Source organism: Caulobacter sp. GW821-FHT09A05 (assembly GCF_059418465.1).
Window position 1 is genome coordinate 355,804 of record NZ_JBWKPX010000002.1, and the last position, 16,414, is coordinate 372,217.

17 protein-coding genes and 1 pseudogene are annotated in these 16,414 nt (G+C 59.3%); 8 read left to right on the forward strand and 10 right to left on the reverse strand.

The window, feature by feature from the left end; all coding sequences use genetic code 11:
• Positions 1-55: 55 nt before the first annotated feature.
• Together AC07NX_RS03345 and AC07NX_RS03350 are read right to left on the reverse strand one after the other, a co-directional pair.
• Positions 56-1,300: a hypothetical protein gene (locus AC07NX_RS03345; RefSeq protein WP_494639114.1), complete on the reverse strand. Its 1,245-nt coding sequence runs from the start codon at positions 1,298-1,300 to the stop codon at positions 56-58.
• Positions 1,301-1,377: 77 nt separating this feature from the next.
• Entirely contained in the window at positions 1,378-2,760 is a 1,383-nt protein-coding gene (locus tag AC07NX_RS03350) for a hypothetical protein (RefSeq protein WP_494639116.1), read from the reverse strand.
• Positions 2,761-2,896: 136 nt separating this feature from the next.
• On the opposite strand from AC07NX_RS03350, the gene uvrB reads away from it, so the two are divergent.
• Entirely contained in the window at positions 2,897-5,170 is a 2,274-nt protein-coding gene (gene uvrB / locus AC07NX_RS03355) for an excinuclease ABC subunit UvrB (RefSeq protein ID WP_494639118.1), read from the forward strand.
• A gap of 107 nt (positions 5,171-5,277) precedes the next feature.
• Here the strand turns inward: uvrB and AC07NX_RS03360 are convergent, their stop codons facing one another.
• Complete coding sequence (locus tag AC07NX_RS03360; RefSeq protein ID WP_494639120.1) at positions 5,278-7,140, reverse strand: AAA family ATPase; 1,863 nt, start codon at positions 7,138-7,140, stop codon at positions 5,278-5,280.
• 302 nt (positions 7,141-7,442) lie between these two features.
• Between AC07NX_RS03360 and AC07NX_RS03365 the strand changes: the two genes are divergently transcribed.
• Positions 7,443-8,381 (forward strand): hypothetical protein, encoded by a 939-nt coding sequence (locus AC07NX_RS03365; protein ID WP_494639122.1) that lies wholly within the window; start codon positions 7,443-7,445, stop codon positions 8,379-8,381.
• 102 nt (positions 8,382-8,483) lie between these two features.
• On the opposite strand, the gene AC07NX_RS03370 is transcribed toward AC07NX_RS03365, so the two are convergent.
• A complete protein-coding gene (locus tag AC07NX_RS03370) occupies positions 8,484-8,981 on the reverse strand; it encodes a DUF2321 domain-containing protein (protein WP_494639124.1) in 498 nt (165 codons plus the stop codon).
• A gap of 83 nt (positions 8,982-9,064) precedes the next feature.
• Between AC07NX_RS03370 and AC07NX_RS03375 the strand changes: the two genes are divergently transcribed.
• Positions 9,065-10,063: an IS1595 family transposase gene (locus AC07NX_RS03375; protein ID WP_494639126.1), complete on the forward strand. Its 999-nt coding sequence runs from the start codon at positions 9,065-9,067 to the stop codon at positions 10,061-10,063.
• 11 nt (positions 10,064-10,074) lie between these two features.
• On the opposite strand, the gene AC07NX_RS03380 is transcribed toward AC07NX_RS03375, so the two are convergent.
• The 3 genes from AC07NX_RS03380 to AC07NX_RS03390 all read right to left on the reverse strand — a co-directional run bounded on the left by AC07NX_RS03380 (position 10,075) and on the right by AC07NX_RS03390 (position 12,643).
• Entirely contained in the window at positions 10,075-11,073 is a 999-nt protein-coding gene (locus AC07NX_RS03380; protein ID WP_494639128.1) for a hypothetical protein, read from the reverse strand.
• 64 nt (positions 11,074-11,137) lie between these two features.
• On the reverse strand, positions 11,138-11,395 hold the full coding sequence (locus AC07NX_RS03385) for a hypothetical protein (protein ID WP_494639129.1): 258 nt from the start codon (positions 11,393-11,395) through the stop codon (positions 11,138-11,140).
• Between the two features lie 996 nt (positions 11,396-12,391).
• Complete coding sequence (locus AC07NX_RS03390) at positions 12,392-12,643, reverse strand: helix-turn-helix domain-containing protein (protein WP_494639131.1); 252 nt, start codon at positions 12,641-12,643, stop codon at positions 12,392-12,394.
• Positions 12,644-12,729: 86 nt separating this feature from the next.
• Between AC07NX_RS03390 and AC07NX_RS03395 the strand changes: the two genes are divergently transcribed.
• Together AC07NX_RS03395 and AC07NX_RS03400 are read left to right on the forward strand one after the other, a co-directional pair.
• A complete protein-coding gene (locus AC07NX_RS03395) occupies positions 12,730-13,443 on the forward strand; it encodes a hypothetical protein (RefSeq protein ID WP_494639133.1) in 714 nt (237 codons plus the stop codon).
• 11 nt (positions 13,444-13,454) lie between these two features.
• Positions 13,455-13,685 carry a hypothetical protein gene (locus AC07NX_RS03400; protein ID WP_494639135.1) on the forward strand — a complete coding sequence of 77 codons (231 nt, stop codon included), beginning with the start codon at positions 13,455-13,457 and terminating at the stop codon, positions 13,683-13,685.
• A gap of 379 nt (positions 13,686-14,064) precedes the next feature.
• On the opposite strand, the gene AC07NX_RS03405 is transcribed toward AC07NX_RS03400, so the two are convergent.
• The gene (locus AC07NX_RS03405) at positions 14,065-14,565 is read right to left on the reverse strand and encodes a hypothetical protein (RefSeq protein WP_494639137.1); all 501 of its coding nucleotides are present in this window, start codon (positions 14,563-14,565) and stop codon (positions 14,065-14,067) included.
• Between the two features lie 101 nt (positions 14,566-14,666).
• On the reverse strand, positions 14,667-14,888 hold the full coding sequence (locus AC07NX_RS03410) for a helix-turn-helix domain-containing protein (protein ID WP_494639139.1): 222 nt from the start codon (positions 14,886-14,888) through the stop codon (positions 14,667-14,669).
• 78 nt (positions 14,889-14,966) lie between these two features.
• Between AC07NX_RS03410 and AC07NX_RS03415 the strand changes: the two genes are divergently transcribed.
• From AC07NX_RS03415 to AC07NX_RS03425, 3 genes are all read left to right on the forward strand, one after another.
• Positions 14,967-15,392, forward strand: a complete 426-nt coding sequence (locus AC07NX_RS03415; RefSeq protein WP_494639141.1) for a helix-turn-helix domain-containing protein — start codon at positions 14,967-14,969, stop codon at positions 15,390-15,392.
• Between the two features lie 123 nt (positions 15,393-15,515).
• Complete coding sequence (locus AC07NX_RS03420) at positions 15,516-15,797, forward strand: type II toxin-antitoxin system ParD family antitoxin (RefSeq protein WP_019847752.1); 282 nt, start codon at positions 15,516-15,518, stop codon at positions 15,795-15,797.
• On the forward strand, positions 15,794-16,138 hold the full coding sequence (locus AC07NX_RS03425; RefSeq protein WP_186448746.1) for a type II toxin-antitoxin system RelE/ParE family toxin: 345 nt from the start codon (positions 15,794-15,796) through the stop codon (positions 16,136-16,138). The genes AC07NX_RS03420 and AC07NX_RS03425 overlap by 4 nt, the downstream gene beginning before the upstream one ends.
• Positions 16,139-16,323: 185 nt before the next feature.
• Here the strand turns inward: AC07NX_RS03425 and AC07NX_RS03430 are convergent.
• Positions 16,324-16,414 (reverse strand): annotated as a pseudogene (locus AC07NX_RS03430) (hypothetical protein); the annotation flags it as partial.

Sequence of the window (16,414 nt, forward strand, 5' to 3'; positions counted from 1 at the left end):
GGACCAACGCGCGACCCCGCCGAAAGGACCCGAGGCAGTCAGACCTTCGCCGTCGTCAGACCGTCACCGTCCCGAGGGGGACGAAGCCGGTCTCGGCCTCCAGCCGCAGGCGGTAGTCGCCGGGCCGCAGGAACAGGACGGCCGAGGCGGCCTCCGGTTCCAGCACCCGCTGGTCGGCTGGGATGGCGAGGTCGGGATCGACCGCGTGGATGGCCTGGACGAGGACCGTCGCCGCGCGCGGACCGGGCGCGGCGACCTCCACCCGGCGACGCGCGGGGTCGGCCGCCAGCCAGCCCGGACGGCCGGCGACGTCGGCCAGGGGCGGATGGAACACGGCCAGGTCGGCCCCGGCCGATCGCGCCCCGACCCAGCCGTCCGCCCCGCGCACCACGATCGAGTCCGCGGGCTTGAAGCGCTCCAGCACCGCCGTGGTCGTCGCCGGATCGGCGCCGTGGGGCCCGAACGACCCCGTATAGGCCTGGGAGACGCAGAGCGGGTCGATCCCCGACGCCTCGCGCAGCCGGGCGGCGAACCAGGAGGAGCCGCGATGGTCGGGGGCCTTGCGCAGGTGCGAGTAGCCGCAGTGGACCAGGATCCGCGACCCCGGATTCGGGGCCAGCACGTCGGCGATGAAGTTGTCGGCCTCGGCCGCCTCGCGGCGCGCGATGGCGGCCAGGCTGGCCTCGCCGCGCACTCGCTGGTCCGACCGCTGTTCGTAGGCCGCCAGCCGGTAGCCCAGCCCGGCCGCCTCGCGGACCGCCTCGGCGTAGACCGGATCATGCAGATAGAAGCCGAAGGTCGGATTCAGCGCCGCGCCGGCCTTGTAGGTCCGCACGTCCGGCGCGCCGGGCCCGGCGGGCGGGTTGATGAAGTCCTCGGCGGCCAGGACGTCGAAGCCCAGGGGACGCAGGGCGCGCAGCAGCCGCGCGAGAAAGTGGCGGTGGCGCGAGGCGACGTGGGCCTCGTTGAGCATGACCACGCGGCGGTCGCGCGCGGCCTCGACGATGGCGGCCAGGGCGTCCTGGGCGGTCGCGTCGGCGGGCAGCGGCCCATCGTCCCGCGGTCCCTCCCCGGCCGAGGCCAGGGCGACGGCCTCGTCGCCGACGAACGACGCCATCTGCCGCAGGCCCGGATCGTTCGGCGCGGCCTGGACGGCGCGCCAGACCGGCAGGTAGCGCGCCTCCAGGAACAGGCGGGTCTGGGGCGTGGGCGTCGCGGCCGGCGCCGCCGCCTGCCCCCAGGCCAGACCCGGCGCGGCGCCGGCCGCCGCCAGGCCCGTCGCCACGCTTCTGCGCGTCATGTCCATGGAACGCTCTCCCGACCGAACCCGCAGATTCGCCCCAGGATTGCATCTTGGCAAGCGCGCCGCGCTCGCCCCTACCGGACCGGGCAGCCCACCCACTGATAGGCCCGGGCCATCACCCCGCCGTCGGCCCGGATCAGCATGACACCGCTGGCCTCCCCGCCCGCGTCGGTGACGTTCGAGCAGCCGCCGGAGCGGATCTGGGCCGAATAGCTGTGCTTGCGGTCGGCCTTGTAGGTCCCGTCCGGATTGACCCAGACCGTGGCGTAGGAGAACCGGACCGGGCCGCCGGCGTAGATCCGCTCGCCGGGGCGGTGGAACCCGTCCAGCACCAGGGCTTCGGCCTTGGGGATCTTGCGGGCGCGCATCCAGCCGATCACGTCGGTGAAGCAGGCGTCGCCCAAGAGCTGCTCGCCGCGCTCGGCGCAGCCGGGGCGGTTGCCCATGACCACCGGCATCACCGCGCCATAGGCCTCGTAGGTCGCCACCGGTGGCGGGGCGGGCGGCGCGCCGCAGCCGGCCAGGGCCCGCTCGTGCACCCGGTCGTCCGGCTCGACCTCGAAGTCGACGGGGCCGGCCAGGCCGCAGCCGGCCGGGGCGGCCAGGCTGGACTTGTCGAACCAGCGCTTGTCGGCCTTGAAGCCCTTGCGGCCTCGCTTGAGCACATACTGCTCGGTCTCCCTGGCCGCCAGCACCGCGCCCGGCGACACCGGCCGCCTGGCGCCGACCACGTCCAGCTCCTTGAGGTCGGGCCGGGCGTCCAGCACGGCGATCCCGGCCGCGAAGCAGACGCCGTCGCGCAGGGCGGCCTCGGGCGGACAGTCCGGACGCGGCGCGGCCAGCTGCCGGGGCGCCCCCAGCACCTCGACCGTCGCGGTGGCCGGCCAGCGCTCGCCCGGCTCGTCCGGGCCGATCGGCGGCCGGCGCGGCCCGCCATAGCCGATCGGCGGGACCGGCCCGCCGCAGCTGGCGGCCTGGACCTCCCGCGCCACCAGCTGGCCGTCGCGCAGGTCGAGCCGGTAGTCGACGCCGCGACCGGCGGCGTAGCAGTCGCGCGGGATCCGCACCGCCGAGCTGGGCAGGGTCAGCGGGGTGACCGCCGGCGCGCCGCCGCCCAGCGACACCGCGTACAGCCGGTAGGCCTGGCCGATCGGTCCGGAGATCACCGTCCCCGCCCCGCCGCCGGCGCCCGGCGCGGTCAGCACCCGCCCGGTCGTCGCGCCCCGCGCCTTCATCCCGGCCAGCACCCGGTCCAGGCAGGCGCCGTCCGGCAGCTGGGCCGGCCTGGGGCATTTGGGATTGGGCGTCGCGACCGGCAGCACCGCGCCCAGCACGTCGCGCAGCTCGCCATAGGCCGGCTCGCGGACCAGCCGCATGTCGGGGGTCTGGGCGCAGGCCCCCGCCCCCAGGCCGATCGCCAGCAGGAAGCCCAGGCCCCCGCGCTTCACATTCGCCATCGCCACCCCCGTGGTTGTCCCCGCAACATTGCAACCCTGACCGTCAAAGGCAATGCCGCCACCTGCCGCCAGCTGCTGACAGTCCCTGTCAGCAGCCCCCCTAGCCTTCCCGGCCGCGCGGTCCTACCTTCCGACCATGGCCCGATCCCAAGAGACCGATGCCGGCGGCGTCTCCGACGTCTCCGCCAAGTTCATCCATGACGTCGCCCTGGACGGCGAGCTGGGGGCCGCGACCCCGGCCCTGTGGACCCCGCACCGCCCCGCGCGGCCGGAGAAGTCCGAGGGCGGCAAGCGGTTCAAGCTGGTCAGCGACTACCAGCCGGCCGGCGACCAGCCGACCGCCATCGCCGAGCTGGTGGCCGGGCTCGAAGGCCGCGAGAACGACCAGGTGCTGCTGGGCGTCACCGGCTCGGGCAAGACCTTCACCATGGCCAAGGTCATCGAGGCCACCCAGCGCCCGGCCCTGATCCTGGCCCCCAACAAGACCCTGGCCGCCCAGCTCTACAGCGAGATGAAGTCGTTCTTCCCCGACAACGCGGTCGAGTACTTCGTCAGCTATTACGACTACTACCAGCCGGAAGCCTATGTCCCGCGCACCGACACCTACATAGAGAAGGACAGCTCGATCAACGAGCAGATCGACCGCATGCGCCACTCGGCGACCCGGGCGATCCTGGAGCGCGACGACGTCATCGTGGTCGCCTCGGTCAGCTGCATCTACGGCATCGGCTCGGTCGAGACCTACACGGCCATGACCTTCACCCTCGAGGTCGGCCAGACCATCAACGAAAAGCAGATGATGGCCGACCTGGTCGCCCAGCAGTACAAGCGCAACGACGCCGCCTTCGAGCGCGGCACGTTCCGCCGCCGCGGCGACACTATCGAGATCTTCCCCGCCCACTACGAGGACCGCGCCTGGCGGGTCAGCCTGTTCGGCGACGAGGTCGAGGCGATCAGCGAGTTCGACCCGCTGACCGGCAAGAAGACCGGCGACCTGGAGATGATCAAGGTCTACGCCAACAGCCACCACGTCACCCCGCGCCCCACCCTGCGCCAGGCCATCGTCAGCATCCGCCAGGAGCTGAAGGAGCGGCTGGAATGGCTGGTCGCCAACGGCAAGCTCCTGGAGGCCCAGCGCCTGGAGCAGCGGACCACCTTCGACCTGGAGATGATCGAGACCACCGGCTCCTGCGCCGGCATCGAGAACTACAGCCGCTACCTGTCGGGCCGCCGGCCGGGCGAGCCGCCGCCGACCTTCTTCGAATACATCCCCGACAACGCCCTGCTGTTCACCGACGAGAGCCACCAGACGGTCCCGCAGATCGGCGCCATGTACAAGGGCGACCGCAACCGCAAATGGACCCTGGCCGAATACGGCTTCCGCCTGCCCAGCGCCCTGGACAACCGCCCGCTCAAGTTCGAGGAGTGGGACGCCATGCGGCCGCAGTCGATCCATGTCAGCGCCACCCCGGCCAAGTGGGAGCTGGAGCGGGCCGGCGGCGTGTTCGCCGAGCAGGTGATCCGCCCCACCGGTCTGATCGACCCGCCGGTCGAGGTCCGCCCGGTCTCCAAGGACGGGGCCAGCCAGGTCGACGACGTGGTCGACGAGATCCGCCAGACCAAGGCCAAGGGCTACCGCACCCTGGTCACCGTCCTGACCAAGAAGATGGCCGAGGACCTGACCGAATATCTCAACGAGCAGGGCATCGCCGTCCGCTATATGCACAGCGACGTCGACACCATGGAGCGGATCGAGATCATCCGCGACCTGCGGCTGGGCCAGTTCGACGTCCTGGTCGGCATCAACCTGCTGCGCGAGGGCCTGGACATCCCCGAATGCGGCCTGGTCGCCATCCTCGACGCCGACAAGGAAGGCTTCCTGCGCTCGGAGACCTCGCTGATCCAGACCATCGGCCGCGCCGCCCGCAACGTCGACGGCAAGGTCATCCTCTATGCCGACCGCGTCACCGGCAGCATGGAGCGGGCCATGGAGGAGACCGCCCGCCGCCGCGAGAAGCAGCACGCCTACAACCTCGAGCACGGCATCACGCCCGAGAGCGTCAAGCGCGACATCAAGGACATCCTCGCCAGCCCCTACGAGCGCGGCGACCGCATCCTGGTGCCGATCGGCGGGATCGGCGAGGGCAAGGACGCCAAGCCGTTCAGCGGCGACAACTTCAAGGCCGCCCTCAAGGACATGGAGGCCAAGATGCGCGAGGCCGCCGCCAACCTGGAGTTCGAAACCGCCGCCCGCCTGCGCGACGAGATCAAGCGCATGAAGCTGATGGACCTGGAATTCGCCAACGAGGCCCTGACGGCGCCGGGCGAGGCGGTGGACAAGGCCGCGCCGAAGCGGATCCGGCAGGAGCTGCGGGCGGAGCAGGCGGAGGCGTTTCGGAAGGGGCGGTAGGGAGCCAAACAATCCCTTCCAAGCCCCACCGAACAAATAAATAATTATTGCCCCAAAATTTCATATCGCTCCCAGACACAACCCGGGTATCTACTCTTCCAATTTCTTCAATTTTTCCTCAAGCATGGACACTCTTTCCATAAATTTATCAGACAAATCGACTTCCTCCCACTAGCCAAATGTTCACTAAAAAATAACTGTATTTGACTCTTTGTTGGCAATTTATCTACACTAAAGTATTTTGATATTACTTTTTTATCGTCTATAGTTATTAACCCTTCTATCTTTTGACCAACAAGATCGGATGAAACGTCACCGAGTGTCCATACATTTTCATCACGCAATCCCCATTCTTCTTTATAGATTTTCTTAGCTTCTCTACCCGCCTTATCATCATCTAAGCATATGGCGAAATTTACGCCCCACCCCAGGAAAAGACCTATTAGTTCATCCATTCCCGCCGCACCCCTGGTGGGCACTATCGCGACCTTGCTCTTTGATTTTAGTAGTATCCTTCTCCCATATTCCAGTGCGAGGTAATCTCCCTTTCCCTCCACCAATAGCGATGCCTTCATAAGATCGAGCCTGCTGGGAGTAACATCCAATTTATCAAGAACAGGTTGGAAATATGTCATTTTATCAGGGTTACTGCCGACAAATGTCCTATATTTTTCAATTTTTATACTAGTCGGCTTACTTTTTAAAGATCTCTCGTTTCCATCAACTTTATCATAACTTATAGCATCGTTTGAAACTATGAACGCCTGGTCCAACCACTCAGGATTAATCATATAGTGACTATGCGTAGAGTATATTATTTGATGATTGCCTGTGGCAATTTTTGGAAAGCTATCAATAAGTTGCATTTGCGCCCTCGCGTGAAGATTCGAGGCCGGCTCATCCAAAAGAAATAGTATAGGTCCACGACCTATTGAAGAGACTCTGTATATAGTAAACAATAAGAAAGAAAAAAACCACCTGAATCCAAGAGATCTTTCGGATATTTCATAAGTGGATTTTCCATCTTTTAATATAAACTGTAGATATACCCTCTTCTCATCCCCATCTAGCTCGTCCCCGACCCTAAAAACGATCTCTCTTCCGGTAACACTACCGCCGAACACCCTCTCCCATTTGTCAAAGATGGTTTCCGTTACATGCTCTGACATTTCGTCTAACACAGCATCTATCTGCTGCTGCTTATCCGCTCTGAGGGCGACGAGATTTATCGCCTTCTCGATAGCCCCCTCATCTCTAAGTATCCTATTCACGAGATGATTATTTATATCTAGAGGCCGATCTAGAGCACTTAGGATATCCTGTATGATTTCCCTATAGATACGATTAACGGGAAGCTCTCCGGACCCTGGATTTAGTACGATTTTGTCGGGATGAGAAAATAGGAAAGTCGGAAAATATAAAATATTAGGTATTCTAGAAACAATATCAGCAGCCATAAATTTCCAAATTTCAGAAAACTCTCCCCTCGATGTGATGTCCCTAGACTTTCTTGCCCCGTGAGGAATCCCCCTAGGGGTGAAGTTCATTTCATGAATGAATTCTTTATAATCTGAGTCTAGAAACTTATAGCCTCTAGTTACTTTTATAACCTCGGGTATAGAGTCAACTTCTACCTGCGCTTTTGCGTGGTCACGGACTTTTTTAACAACGTCTTCTCGCTCTCCTTTGTCGAATTTTATTTCCGCAGATATGCTAATGATCCCGGAGAAAAGAGCTTTTAGATTCTTAGGCACATATGACGATGGGTGAGGCTTTATTATACTTGCCCCGTAGAGAGCGCCGGTTTCATCCTTAAGGAGACTGAAGGTATTCAGCGCCTCAAGTAGCGTCGTTTTTCCACTTTCGTTTAGACCGATAAGCGTGAAAACATTCGCTCCAGCCGGCAACAAATCTATTTTTGCGGATTCGATGCCTTTGAAATTGCGAATCGCGAAACTAAGAAATTTCATAGTCGCCTCCCGATCGCTTCACGTTCGCCGTTTAGGAGCACGACGTCAACCTTACGGTTGAGCGCCGGTCTTAGGCCGCGGCTTCACTCGAGAACGGTCAGGCGGTTAGCTATCTGTCAAAGCTCGTCCTAAGAGTACGGCGAATGCGGCTATCTATTCACGTCCAAGGCCAACTCTTCTTCACAGACGGCAGACCACACGCTCCTCTCCGGCTTCTGGTAGCAAACACACAAGGGGTTATGGGGAGATTTTCCAGGTTTAAACCGTTGCTGTGTGGCTAAGATTGTCCTCATGTGGTGACAATGGAATCGTCACGCTCCAAAACCTCTGGGATTGCTGCTGGTGTTGTTACCCTAGGGGCAACGCTGGTTAGTTCGCTAATACCAGATTTGCTGCCCGACAATATTAAAATTGTCGGCGTTGTATTGGGAATAGCGCTAATATCTTTTGGGTGTTTGGGGTATTTTCGCAGATTCTGTTACTCGATGAGGATGAAACGTATGGGAATCGCGCTTCTGTTTACTGCGAGCGTGATTTTCATTTGCGCTGGTTCCTATATGGCTTTTTGTGGCGTTAAAGCATTAGGGTCGCCAAAAACACGGCCTTCAGCGCCGCCTAAATCTACCTCCACGCCCAAGCAGCTCGAATCAAACGAAAATAAGCCCACTGACGCAGATAAAAATGTAGTCGTAGCCTATAACTCAAGCGTCACCCCAGAAGTTAAGGTTGATTCTAAGATTGTTATTCAATGTGAATCGACCGTTATCCTTCCTAGCGATCAGCCGCAAAAGATTAATGTTTTGCAACTTCTGGACAACGATACTGGAGGAAATCAATTTTCTGGGACAAATATGATAATTGCTTCCAAGGATCCGCTCTTCAAGTGTGAAATAGTTAACTATTCTTCTGAAACTATGCTTGAGGTGCGCGTTCCGGTAATGCTGTATTTCAGCGAAGCAAAAAAGTCAGAGGTTGATAGTTCTTTGGAAAGTGGAAAAGCTTCTAGGTATATTGAAAAATATATTCTAGTAACGAAAATCGACACCGGAGAAGATAAAAAATACACCATATATATGCAAAATGCGAGCAACAGATTTGTTGACTTCAGATTTGGACATCCCGCTCGGGTGAAGTTGCTCAGCACCGAGAAGGAAATTGAATCGAAAGTGGTGTGGCCTTACTTGGAAATGCAGAAACATGGGATGTTTCTTCCACCAAGTGAGCTTGGCGGAAAAATATAATATTGAAACAATTCGCTAGATGGCGCAAAAATTATTTATAAATAAAATCACAGGAAACAAATTACCAGATTTGGCACCTTGGGCTCTTGGCTGGATCGCACCTTACTTTAAGCCCATCGCTTTCTTCGCGGTTTCAGATGCGATGTCGGAGATAACGCCGATTGCGATGTCGTAGACGGGCTTCCCCAGCTTTGACATCGCCTTTGTGAGGCGAAGCGCCGCCAGTTCCGTCTTCGGAGTGTCTTGCAACACATCAGGCAAGGCCAAGACGACCGAGTCCATATCTGCCGGGCTCAATTCCCCTTCGCGCATGATCGCTTCTAGATTTTCAATGGCGGCCCGTTGCCAAGGATATGCTTCGCCGCAGTTCGTGCAGTATTTCGGCACAACCATTGGGCGGGTAGTAAATACACCGGATATGTGTCGATGCCCCGAAATGTTCGCATTGCAGCTTGGGCACACCTTAGTGGTCTTTGCGCCGCAAGTGGAGCAAAATTGCTGGCACGACTGGGGCTGACTGTCTGCGTATTCCGTAATTTTGTGACCATTGACACACACCTGCATAGTGTCGCGCCAGTCACCGGAAGCTTTATAATTCATTTCTTCTCACCATTGCTAAACATTATTATTGACTATTACAATCTGCACCTGTATTCACAGCGCCATCATCAACGGCGCAGGAATTGTCACAGCACTTTCTTCTCTCGAAAAAAGCACGGACGCTCAGTTTAGCGACTGTAGCTAGAATGACCGAGGACGAGGCCTACGCCAAGTTTAAGGCTGTTCGGTTTGAAGAAAATGGCGGCAAGCCCTTCTGCCCCGCTTGCGGTTGCTGCGAAACTGGCGAAATCAAAACCAGAAAGCTGTTCTCCTGCCGTGGGTGCCGGAAACAGTTCTCCGTCACCTCGGGCACTATCTTCGCAAGCCGGAAGCTCCAGTTCCGCGATCTGCTCCTGGCCATCGCGATCTTCGTCAATGGTGCCAGCGGGGTAGCCGCCCTGCGGCTCTCCCGTGAACTGTGCGTCCAGTACAAGACCGCCTTCGTTCTCTTGCACAAGATCAGGGAAGCCATTGGCGTCGAACAGGACGTGACTGGCCTTACGGGCGAGGTGGAAATCGATGGGGCTTGGTACGGAAGCTATGTGAGACTCTACAACGACAAGACGCGTAAGAATAATGCCGTGGCGCGGAAAGCCGCCAAGGGTCGTGAAAGATGCATGGTGGTTCTTCGCCAGCGGGACGGAAAGACCGTTCCACTTGTCTTCAAAACGGAGGCCCAAAGCGTAGACGAGGTTATTAGGCGCATCGACCCGTCAGCGGTCGTCTATGCCGACGAGGGCACCCATTGGGATCGTCTCGACCCTTATTTCAAGGCAGTCTACCGCATCAATCACTCGGAATGCTACTCGGACGGACGGGCCTGTACCAACTGGGTGGAGAGCTTCCACCTCCGACCGCATCGCGCCTACAAGGGCGTTCACACCCACATCTCTGGCCCGTACCTGTTGGCCTACGGCCGGGAGATGGCTTGGCGCGAGGACAACCGCAGAATTGGCAACGGAGAGCAATTCGAGAGGATGCTGCACGCCGTCACTCACCATCCGGTGTCACGCCAATGGAAGGGGTATTGGCAGCGGCGAGCGGCGGTGCCGCGACCTTCCAAGCGGATGGCTTTCTGGTAATCAACGTTTTATCAATTGAGCGCAGGTGCTTGGTTATAACTGATGCCTGCATCAGCATCTGTTATAAAGTGATAATCACCCGAAAGTCCAGGGCGTTGCCATTTCCAGCAATATCTGACTTCGCGGTCCATACCGAGTATGTCTCTGTATTTAAGAGAGGCATAGAACCAAAAATGGTGATCATCGTTTGCGATGTTGCCAACCTGCGCATTAGATATCTGAATTCCGTAGGCAATATTAACTGGGTAACTTATCTCGTCGGGATATGACACATCAATAATTGAGTGCGGTGGGCAGGGAAATCTATCCTTATACGTTGGCTCTGAAGGAAGATGATCTGCAACAGTCCAGCCAACGTCTATAAATTGAGGAAACGCAACGGAGCGTCCGTGATTATAAAATATTAAATTAGAAACAATAGATATCTCTGACGGAAGTCCTGTTTCAACGATGCCGCCGTAAGGCTCGCCCTTTATCGGCAGGGAACTGCTGTACAGTAACTGTGGAGTTCTAATCCTTATAATTGGCAGCTGCCCAGCAACAGCCGCCTTAGCGGCGAGAACTGTAGCTTCTGCCGATTTTTGAGCGGCCAAGGCAGTCGATTTGCTTATCTCTATGCTATCCTTTGCTTCGTCAGCCGATCTTTTCGAAATTCGAGTTGCCTCTGTAGCCGCCCATGCGGCAGCACCGGTGAACATCAATGAAATCAGTAAGCCCCAAGCCTGGTAACGCCCGAGGCTTAAGTTTTTTTGCGAGAGTTCATTCGCCCGTTCCGCCGCTTCGGCACTTCTAATGTTGGCGCAAACTGCGGCCTCGGTTTCGCTGCGGCTCGGATTGCAGACCAACCTAAAAGGGGGAGGTGGAATTTCCGACGCTGCGGGCGATTTGGATTCGATGTCGTGAATAGTCTGCGGTCGTTGCGGAGGCTCCTCCGCAAAAGCCGAAGTGCCACCCAGTGAAAGTATCAGACATAGCAGTAATTGGAGATTTCTGATGCGCAGATAAATCATAATCACCCCCGGGCCGCCGCATCGTGGAATGATCCTTCACAATCTACAAGCTGGCGTGTGCGCGCTATGCCCGCTGGAAAACGGTGTGCACGAGCACCCAGGCCGTGAGCAATGAACTCGATACGGATACCGCCACCACCAGCAAAGAGATCGGCATCCACCGCCGCATGAACTGCAGGGTGTTATGGGTGGCGCTGGCCATGGCCTGATCAAAGCCCGTCGCCCTCGCAACGTTGTCGCAGATTGCCTTCAGGAACCAGCCACCCAGCAGAGTCGCCACAGTGATGCCAATGGTGGCAAAAATAGACTGATCGGAACTCATCGGCTTGCCTTTCCGAGACAAGTTGCTTGATATGGTCGATGTTTACTAAATTACAGGCACAGATATCCCATTGATACTGAGCATTACACTCAATACCTCACTTTTGAGTCAAATAATGTTAGCTCGCTTTAGTTAGTAGTCGCTTCAAAGTGTGCTGGGACCACAATTCGCATGTGTCACCAAAACGCTCTTAACGCAACCTCCGCTCCAAGTTAGCGCCACCTACATATAGCGCCTTACCGATTAACTATCCATAAACCATGCGAGTTGCGAAAAGGTTGGCGACTCTAGTTACCGGAAAATAACCGCGCAATTTCAATAAGATGTTCCAGCACTAGCGGCTCACTCCCCCGGCCGTGGAGCCCGCTGGCGCGACTGACTCTCCCGGCGATAGCTCCCCATAAGCTGGCGCACAGCCTTATCGAGATCGTCAGCACCGGGGAGAGTTTTTACGCGTCGCCCAATGTCAGCCAGGGTGGCAATAGCGCAATCGATATCGTCATGGGTTGTGCCGCCAAGATCGGGCTGGTCCTGGCTAGGTGCTGCTGGCGTATTTTCTAATAAATCTTTTATTTTCACGGGGAGCCTCCCGCTTATTTATAAATAAGCGAGGAGAATAGAAGTGGATAGAGATAGCAAAGAAATCGATACATCATGTAAGCAATCTGAACACATCCAGATCGACGGAAAATTGTATCGCATAGTTACGATGTGGAAATTAAATACGAACCCCGATGGTCAGATAAGCTTTGGTGAGCGGCGCGAATTTCTAGAGTCCATTGATGCCGCCTAGTCGCATTTCTGACGCGCGTTGACTTGCCGATTCACGAAAAGCTGGACACATCACCTCGTAAGACTTCCAGGATAAAGCGCATAGTTCAATTTTAGAATCTTCTGGATCTATCCACCGATTTCCTAGGCGATCTTCCAGAAACGAAAACGTCCGAGCGCAGCGGCTGCACTTGCCCCCTCCTACTGCTATCGTTTGTTTGCCGCTCAAATCTCAAACCTATCTGGTACGGTTAGCCGATCCAACAACCGACCCGGCTCCACGCCAATGGCCTTGGCCCAGGCGATGAACTCCAGAGCGCTCAGATTGCGCTCTATCCCTTCCACCTTCCCGATGAACGACGGCGGCTTGCCGATCCGGCTGGCGATATCCCGCTGAGTCAGCCCAGCAGCATTCCGCGCCTCAACCAGCGCCGCAATCAGGGATCGGTGGACGGGTGATGACACCCAAGCTGGCATGGCGGAACCGTTGCAACAATTCCTTGCCTAGCCCGCGTTCCGCTTGCTACCACCGTAGTAGCAAGATGCAGCGATGGGAGGGGCTTTTGACTACGCAGGACGAGTTTCCGTTCGCCGGACCCGTGAAAGAAGAAAAGAAATGGGATGCGATCCCTGCCACCAAGAAGGACTGGTTCGCCACCGCCTTCATCTTCCTGTTGCCGCCGCTTGGTTTGTATTTCCTGTGGCGTGGAAAACTCTACTGGCGTCGCAACGGTAAACCCACCGTCGTTTCTGGTGCTCGAAAATTTATTCTTTCCATCCCGGCGGCGCTGATCATGCTTATCGCCGGAACCTTCGCCCTGGACCTGCCCTCCACAGAATTTGATGGCGACCGGGTCGGCAGTGTTGCTGAAGCCAACGTTGTGCCTGCCGACAAGGCGACAGCGTATCAAGCTAGATTTGATGTCTGGTTCAACCAGTGCCAAGCCGCCACCCGCGACCAACTTGATACGGCAAAGCTGGACCCGGATGTGCAGGTGGTCGCGGCTAGGTCACGTGACCGTTGCGTTCGCGGTGTTGCGGACATCCGGCCGTTTGCTGTCAGCGTGATGGGTGAACGATGCGGCCGGGCCATCGACGCCACGCCAGACATGCTCGATGGCGTCCATCAGAACATGACGATCGGGAGCGCCATGGTCAGCGGTGCTCAGAGCGATGATGGCGCTCAAAAATTTGATGACGCCATGGCCCTGCATACCCGGTGGCTCAACGGGATGCGAGCTTGCGGGATCGACCCGGCCGCCATGGGTGTCGAATAACGGAGGCCGAAATGCGGGAGCTGGTCGAGGTGCACCTGTGTGAGGATGAGCATGGCCGCACCCTTGAGGTTCATGAGTACGTCCGTGTGGTCAACTTCACCGGCCTAAAGCGCAGCCGCGCCTCGTTCGGGGCACGAGAACTATCCTTGGCGAACGGTGACCCGGTGAACTGGGTGCATGGTGACGCTGGCAGTTTCGAGATCGCCAGAAGTGGGAAGATCGTTCGGAAGGTCGAACGCTGAGGGATCAATGTGCCCACGGCAGTTTCCCCGCCCACACCAGCGCGACAACGATGAGGATAACGGCGGCGACGCCAAGACCCTGCGCAGTGATCCTCAGCTTCCCATACTGTATAGACAGCAGGTGCGCCGATTTCGACGGTTCAGGTTTTGGGGAAGGCATGGGACGGATTCCTTCATTGAGAACTGAAAGAACCCAAAGGGATTGGGATACGAAACGGTTACCCGGTCAAGGGGGGCTTCCATCCAGTCAGTCAAATTCGGTTCGAAATACCGAACGCAACTCTTGGCTGAATGCTATATGTTAAATATTTCAACGGGTTAAACCTCCGCCTGAGGCGGCTCTGCCACATTTGTGCCATTTCGTCGCAATTTACGGCTATCAGGTCCGACCAAGCCTGTGCATGGTGGGCAACTCCCCAGCCGCCAGCGGCACGTACCGCCAGATGTACTCGCCCCGTATCTTCTCAGGGGTCCTGGCAACCACACCATGGTCACGCATCTGGCGCAGACCCCTGCCGACCCGCTTGACGATGTCATTCATCATCCGACGATCACGGGTGTCCTTCGCTTCCATCTGAACTAACCGTTCCGCCATCTGGCGGGAGGTCTGGGGACCGTCTTCCTTGAGGGTCCTGGCCAGGAAGTGCCGAAGCTCGTTTCGATAGAACAGCACGATCCTCGGAACGCGTGGCGTCAGCTTCACGTCACCGTCGTAGCCCAAGGATTCCAGAACGCGGTCCAACGCTTCGATGTCGTTAGACATGACCGCGAGACTTTCGCGAAGCATGGCGATTTCATCCATCATATCCATGCGCTTGGTGAGAAGCGCCGAAATCGCGTGGCTGTTATCAGTGGCTCGTGATCGCTTGAATTCTCTCATATAGAGAATGTAGGGCCTGCTATGCCAAACATCGACCAATCTGTATTGTGTGTTTGCTACCTAAAACCGCTCCTCTCCGTTGAGGAAGGAGAAAAGTGCTCCTACTCCACTCCCGCCACCAGCTCCGCCGCCCTCACCCCAAGCGTCCGGGCCAAGCCGAAGATGGTCGTGGCGCTGGGGTTGCGTTCGCCGCGCTCCAGGAAGCCGACATAGTTGCGGTGCAGGCCGGCGCGCTCGGCCAGGGCCTCCTGGCTGAGGCCCAGCGCCTTGCGATGACGGCGGATTTCGCGCCCCAGGGCGAGGAGATCGTCTTTGTCGGCCACGCCGGACCGTTGCCTTGGTCGGCGTCGCGTTCTACATACTGTCAGTGTGTATTTTCTCAACCGGAGGCAAAGCACGCGATGAAACCCGCTCCCGAAGCCCGGGCTGGCGTCCACCCCGTCGACGCCCATGTCGGCCGCGCCGTGCGGTGGCGGCGCAAGCTGATGCGGATGAGCCAGCAGGCCCTGGCCGACCGGATCGGCCTGACCTTCCAGCAGGTGCAGAAGTACGAGACCGGCGCCAACCGGATCAGCGCCTCGGCCCTGCACGCCATCGCCGAGGCGCTGGAGGTCCCGGTGGCGAGCTTCTTCGAGGGCCTGCCCGGGGCGGGCGACGCGGCCGAGGCGGAGACGGCGCTGACGGCGCGGATGCTGGGCGCGCCCGGCGGCCTGGCCCTGGCCGAGGCCTGGCTGGACCTGCCGCCCGGCCCGCTGCGCCACCGCCTGGCCGCCCTGGTGCAGACGACGGCGGCGGCCTTGCGGGCCTCGGGCGCGGCGGGACTCTGAGCGCCCCCTTGGACGGGCGCGCGCCGATCGTCTCGCCGTGAGATGAAAGGCTGGCGCCCCTTCGCGAGGAAGGGGCGCCGTCCGCGCTTTGAGAAACCCCAATTTCACCTTAGCCTGCCGACCATGACCGCCCGCTCCGTCATCCTGCCCGAACCGCTGGAGGCCTTCGTCGAGGCCGAGGTCGCCTCCGGCGCCTATCCCGACGCCGACGCCGTGCTGGCCGCGGCCGTGGACCTGCTCCAGCGCGAGCAGCGCCGCGAAGCCGCCAAGGTCGAACGCTTCAAGGCCCTGATCCAGGAGGGGCTCGACGACCTCGACGCCGGCCGCTTCGAGATCGTCGATGACCTGGGCGCCTGGTTCGATCAGATCGAGGCCGAGTTGGACGACGCGTCGCGGGCCGCGTGAGGCGATCGCAACTCACGACCGGCGCCCGCCGCGACGTGGCGACCATCCTGGCGTGGAGCGAAGACCGGTTCGGCAAGCGCCAGCGCCGCCTCTACCGTCTGCTGCTGGAGCGCGCCTTCGCGGCTCTGCGGGAGGACCCGGATCGGCCCGGCGTCCGGACCGACCCCGACCTTCCACCCGACCTGCGCCTCTATCCCATTCGCTTCAGCCGCGCCGACCTCCCGCCCGCCGAACGCGTGGGCCGTCCGCGCCATGTCGTGGCGTTCCGGCTTGAAGGCGATGCGGTGGTGATCCTGCGCGTGCTGGACGAAGCCATGGACGTGCCGGAACGTTTGGGGTGATCGCGTCGGCTACACCGGGCAATCCCTCATCCGTCGGCTTCGCCGACACCTTCTCCCGCAAGGGGAGAAGGATCATGTGGGGCGGTTATCCTCGGCGTTCAGCACACAAAGACCTACGATTTCAACGCCCTAAACTTTCTCGCCCCCGATCTGTCCTCACCCCTTCCAACCGCCCCTATCCTGATCCCACCTCGTCGCATGGAAAGGGCGCATGGCCAGCGACCGATGCGGCGGCGGGGGGCGATCGAGCGGGACTGGGCTGGAGGGGGTTACTCC

Coding starts and splice junctions, on each gene's coding strand:
- AC07NX_RS03345 (WP_494639114.1), bottom strand. CDS start 1,300: ATGACGCGCAGAAGCGTGGCGACGGGCCTGGCGGCGGCCGGCGCCGCG.
- AC07NX_RS03415 (WP_494639141.1), top strand. CDS start 14,967: ATGAAACCCGCTCCCGAAGCCCGGGCTGGCGTCCACCCCGTCGACGCC.
- AC07NX_RS03370 (WP_494639124.1), bottom strand. CDS start 8,981: ATGAATTATAAAGCTTCCGGTGACTGGCGCGACACTATGCAGGTGTGT.
- AC07NX_RS03405 (WP_494639137.1), bottom strand. CDS start 14,565: ATGAGAGAATTCAAGCGATCACGAGCCACTGATAACAGCCACGCGATT.
- AC07NX_RS03360 (WP_494639120.1), bottom strand. CDS start 7,140: ATGAAATTTCTTAGTTTCGCGATTCGCAATTTCAAAGGCATCGAATCC.
- AC07NX_RS03390 (WP_494639131.1), bottom strand. CDS start 12,643: ATGCCAGCTTGGGTGTCATCACCCGTCCACCGATCCCTGATTGCGGCG.
- AC07NX_RS03420 (WP_019847752.1), top strand. CDS start 15,516: ATGACCGCCCGCTCCGTCATCCTGCCCGAACCGCTGGAGGCCTTCGTC.
- AC07NX_RS03365 (WP_494639122.1), top strand. CDS start 7,443: ATGGAATCGTCACGCTCCAAAACCTCTGGGATTGCTGCTGGTGTTGTT.
- AC07NX_RS03400 (WP_494639135.1), top strand. CDS start 13,455: ATGCGGGAGCTGGTCGAGGTGCACCTGTGTGAGGATGAGCATGGCCGC.
- AC07NX_RS03350 (WP_494639116.1), bottom strand. CDS start 2,760: ATGGCGAATGTGAAGCGCGGGGGCCTGGGCTTCCTGCTGGCGATCGGC.
- AC07NX_RS03385 (WP_494639129.1), bottom strand. CDS start 11,395: ATGAGTTCCGATCAGTCTATTTTTGCCACCATTGGCATCACTGTGGCG.
- uvrB (WP_494639118.1), top strand. CDS start 2,897: ATGGCCCGATCCCAAGAGACCGATGCCGGCGGCGTCTCCGACGTCTCC.
- AC07NX_RS03380 (WP_494639128.1), bottom strand. CDS start 11,073: ATGATTTATCTGCGCATCAGAAATCTCCAATTACTGCTATGTCTGATA.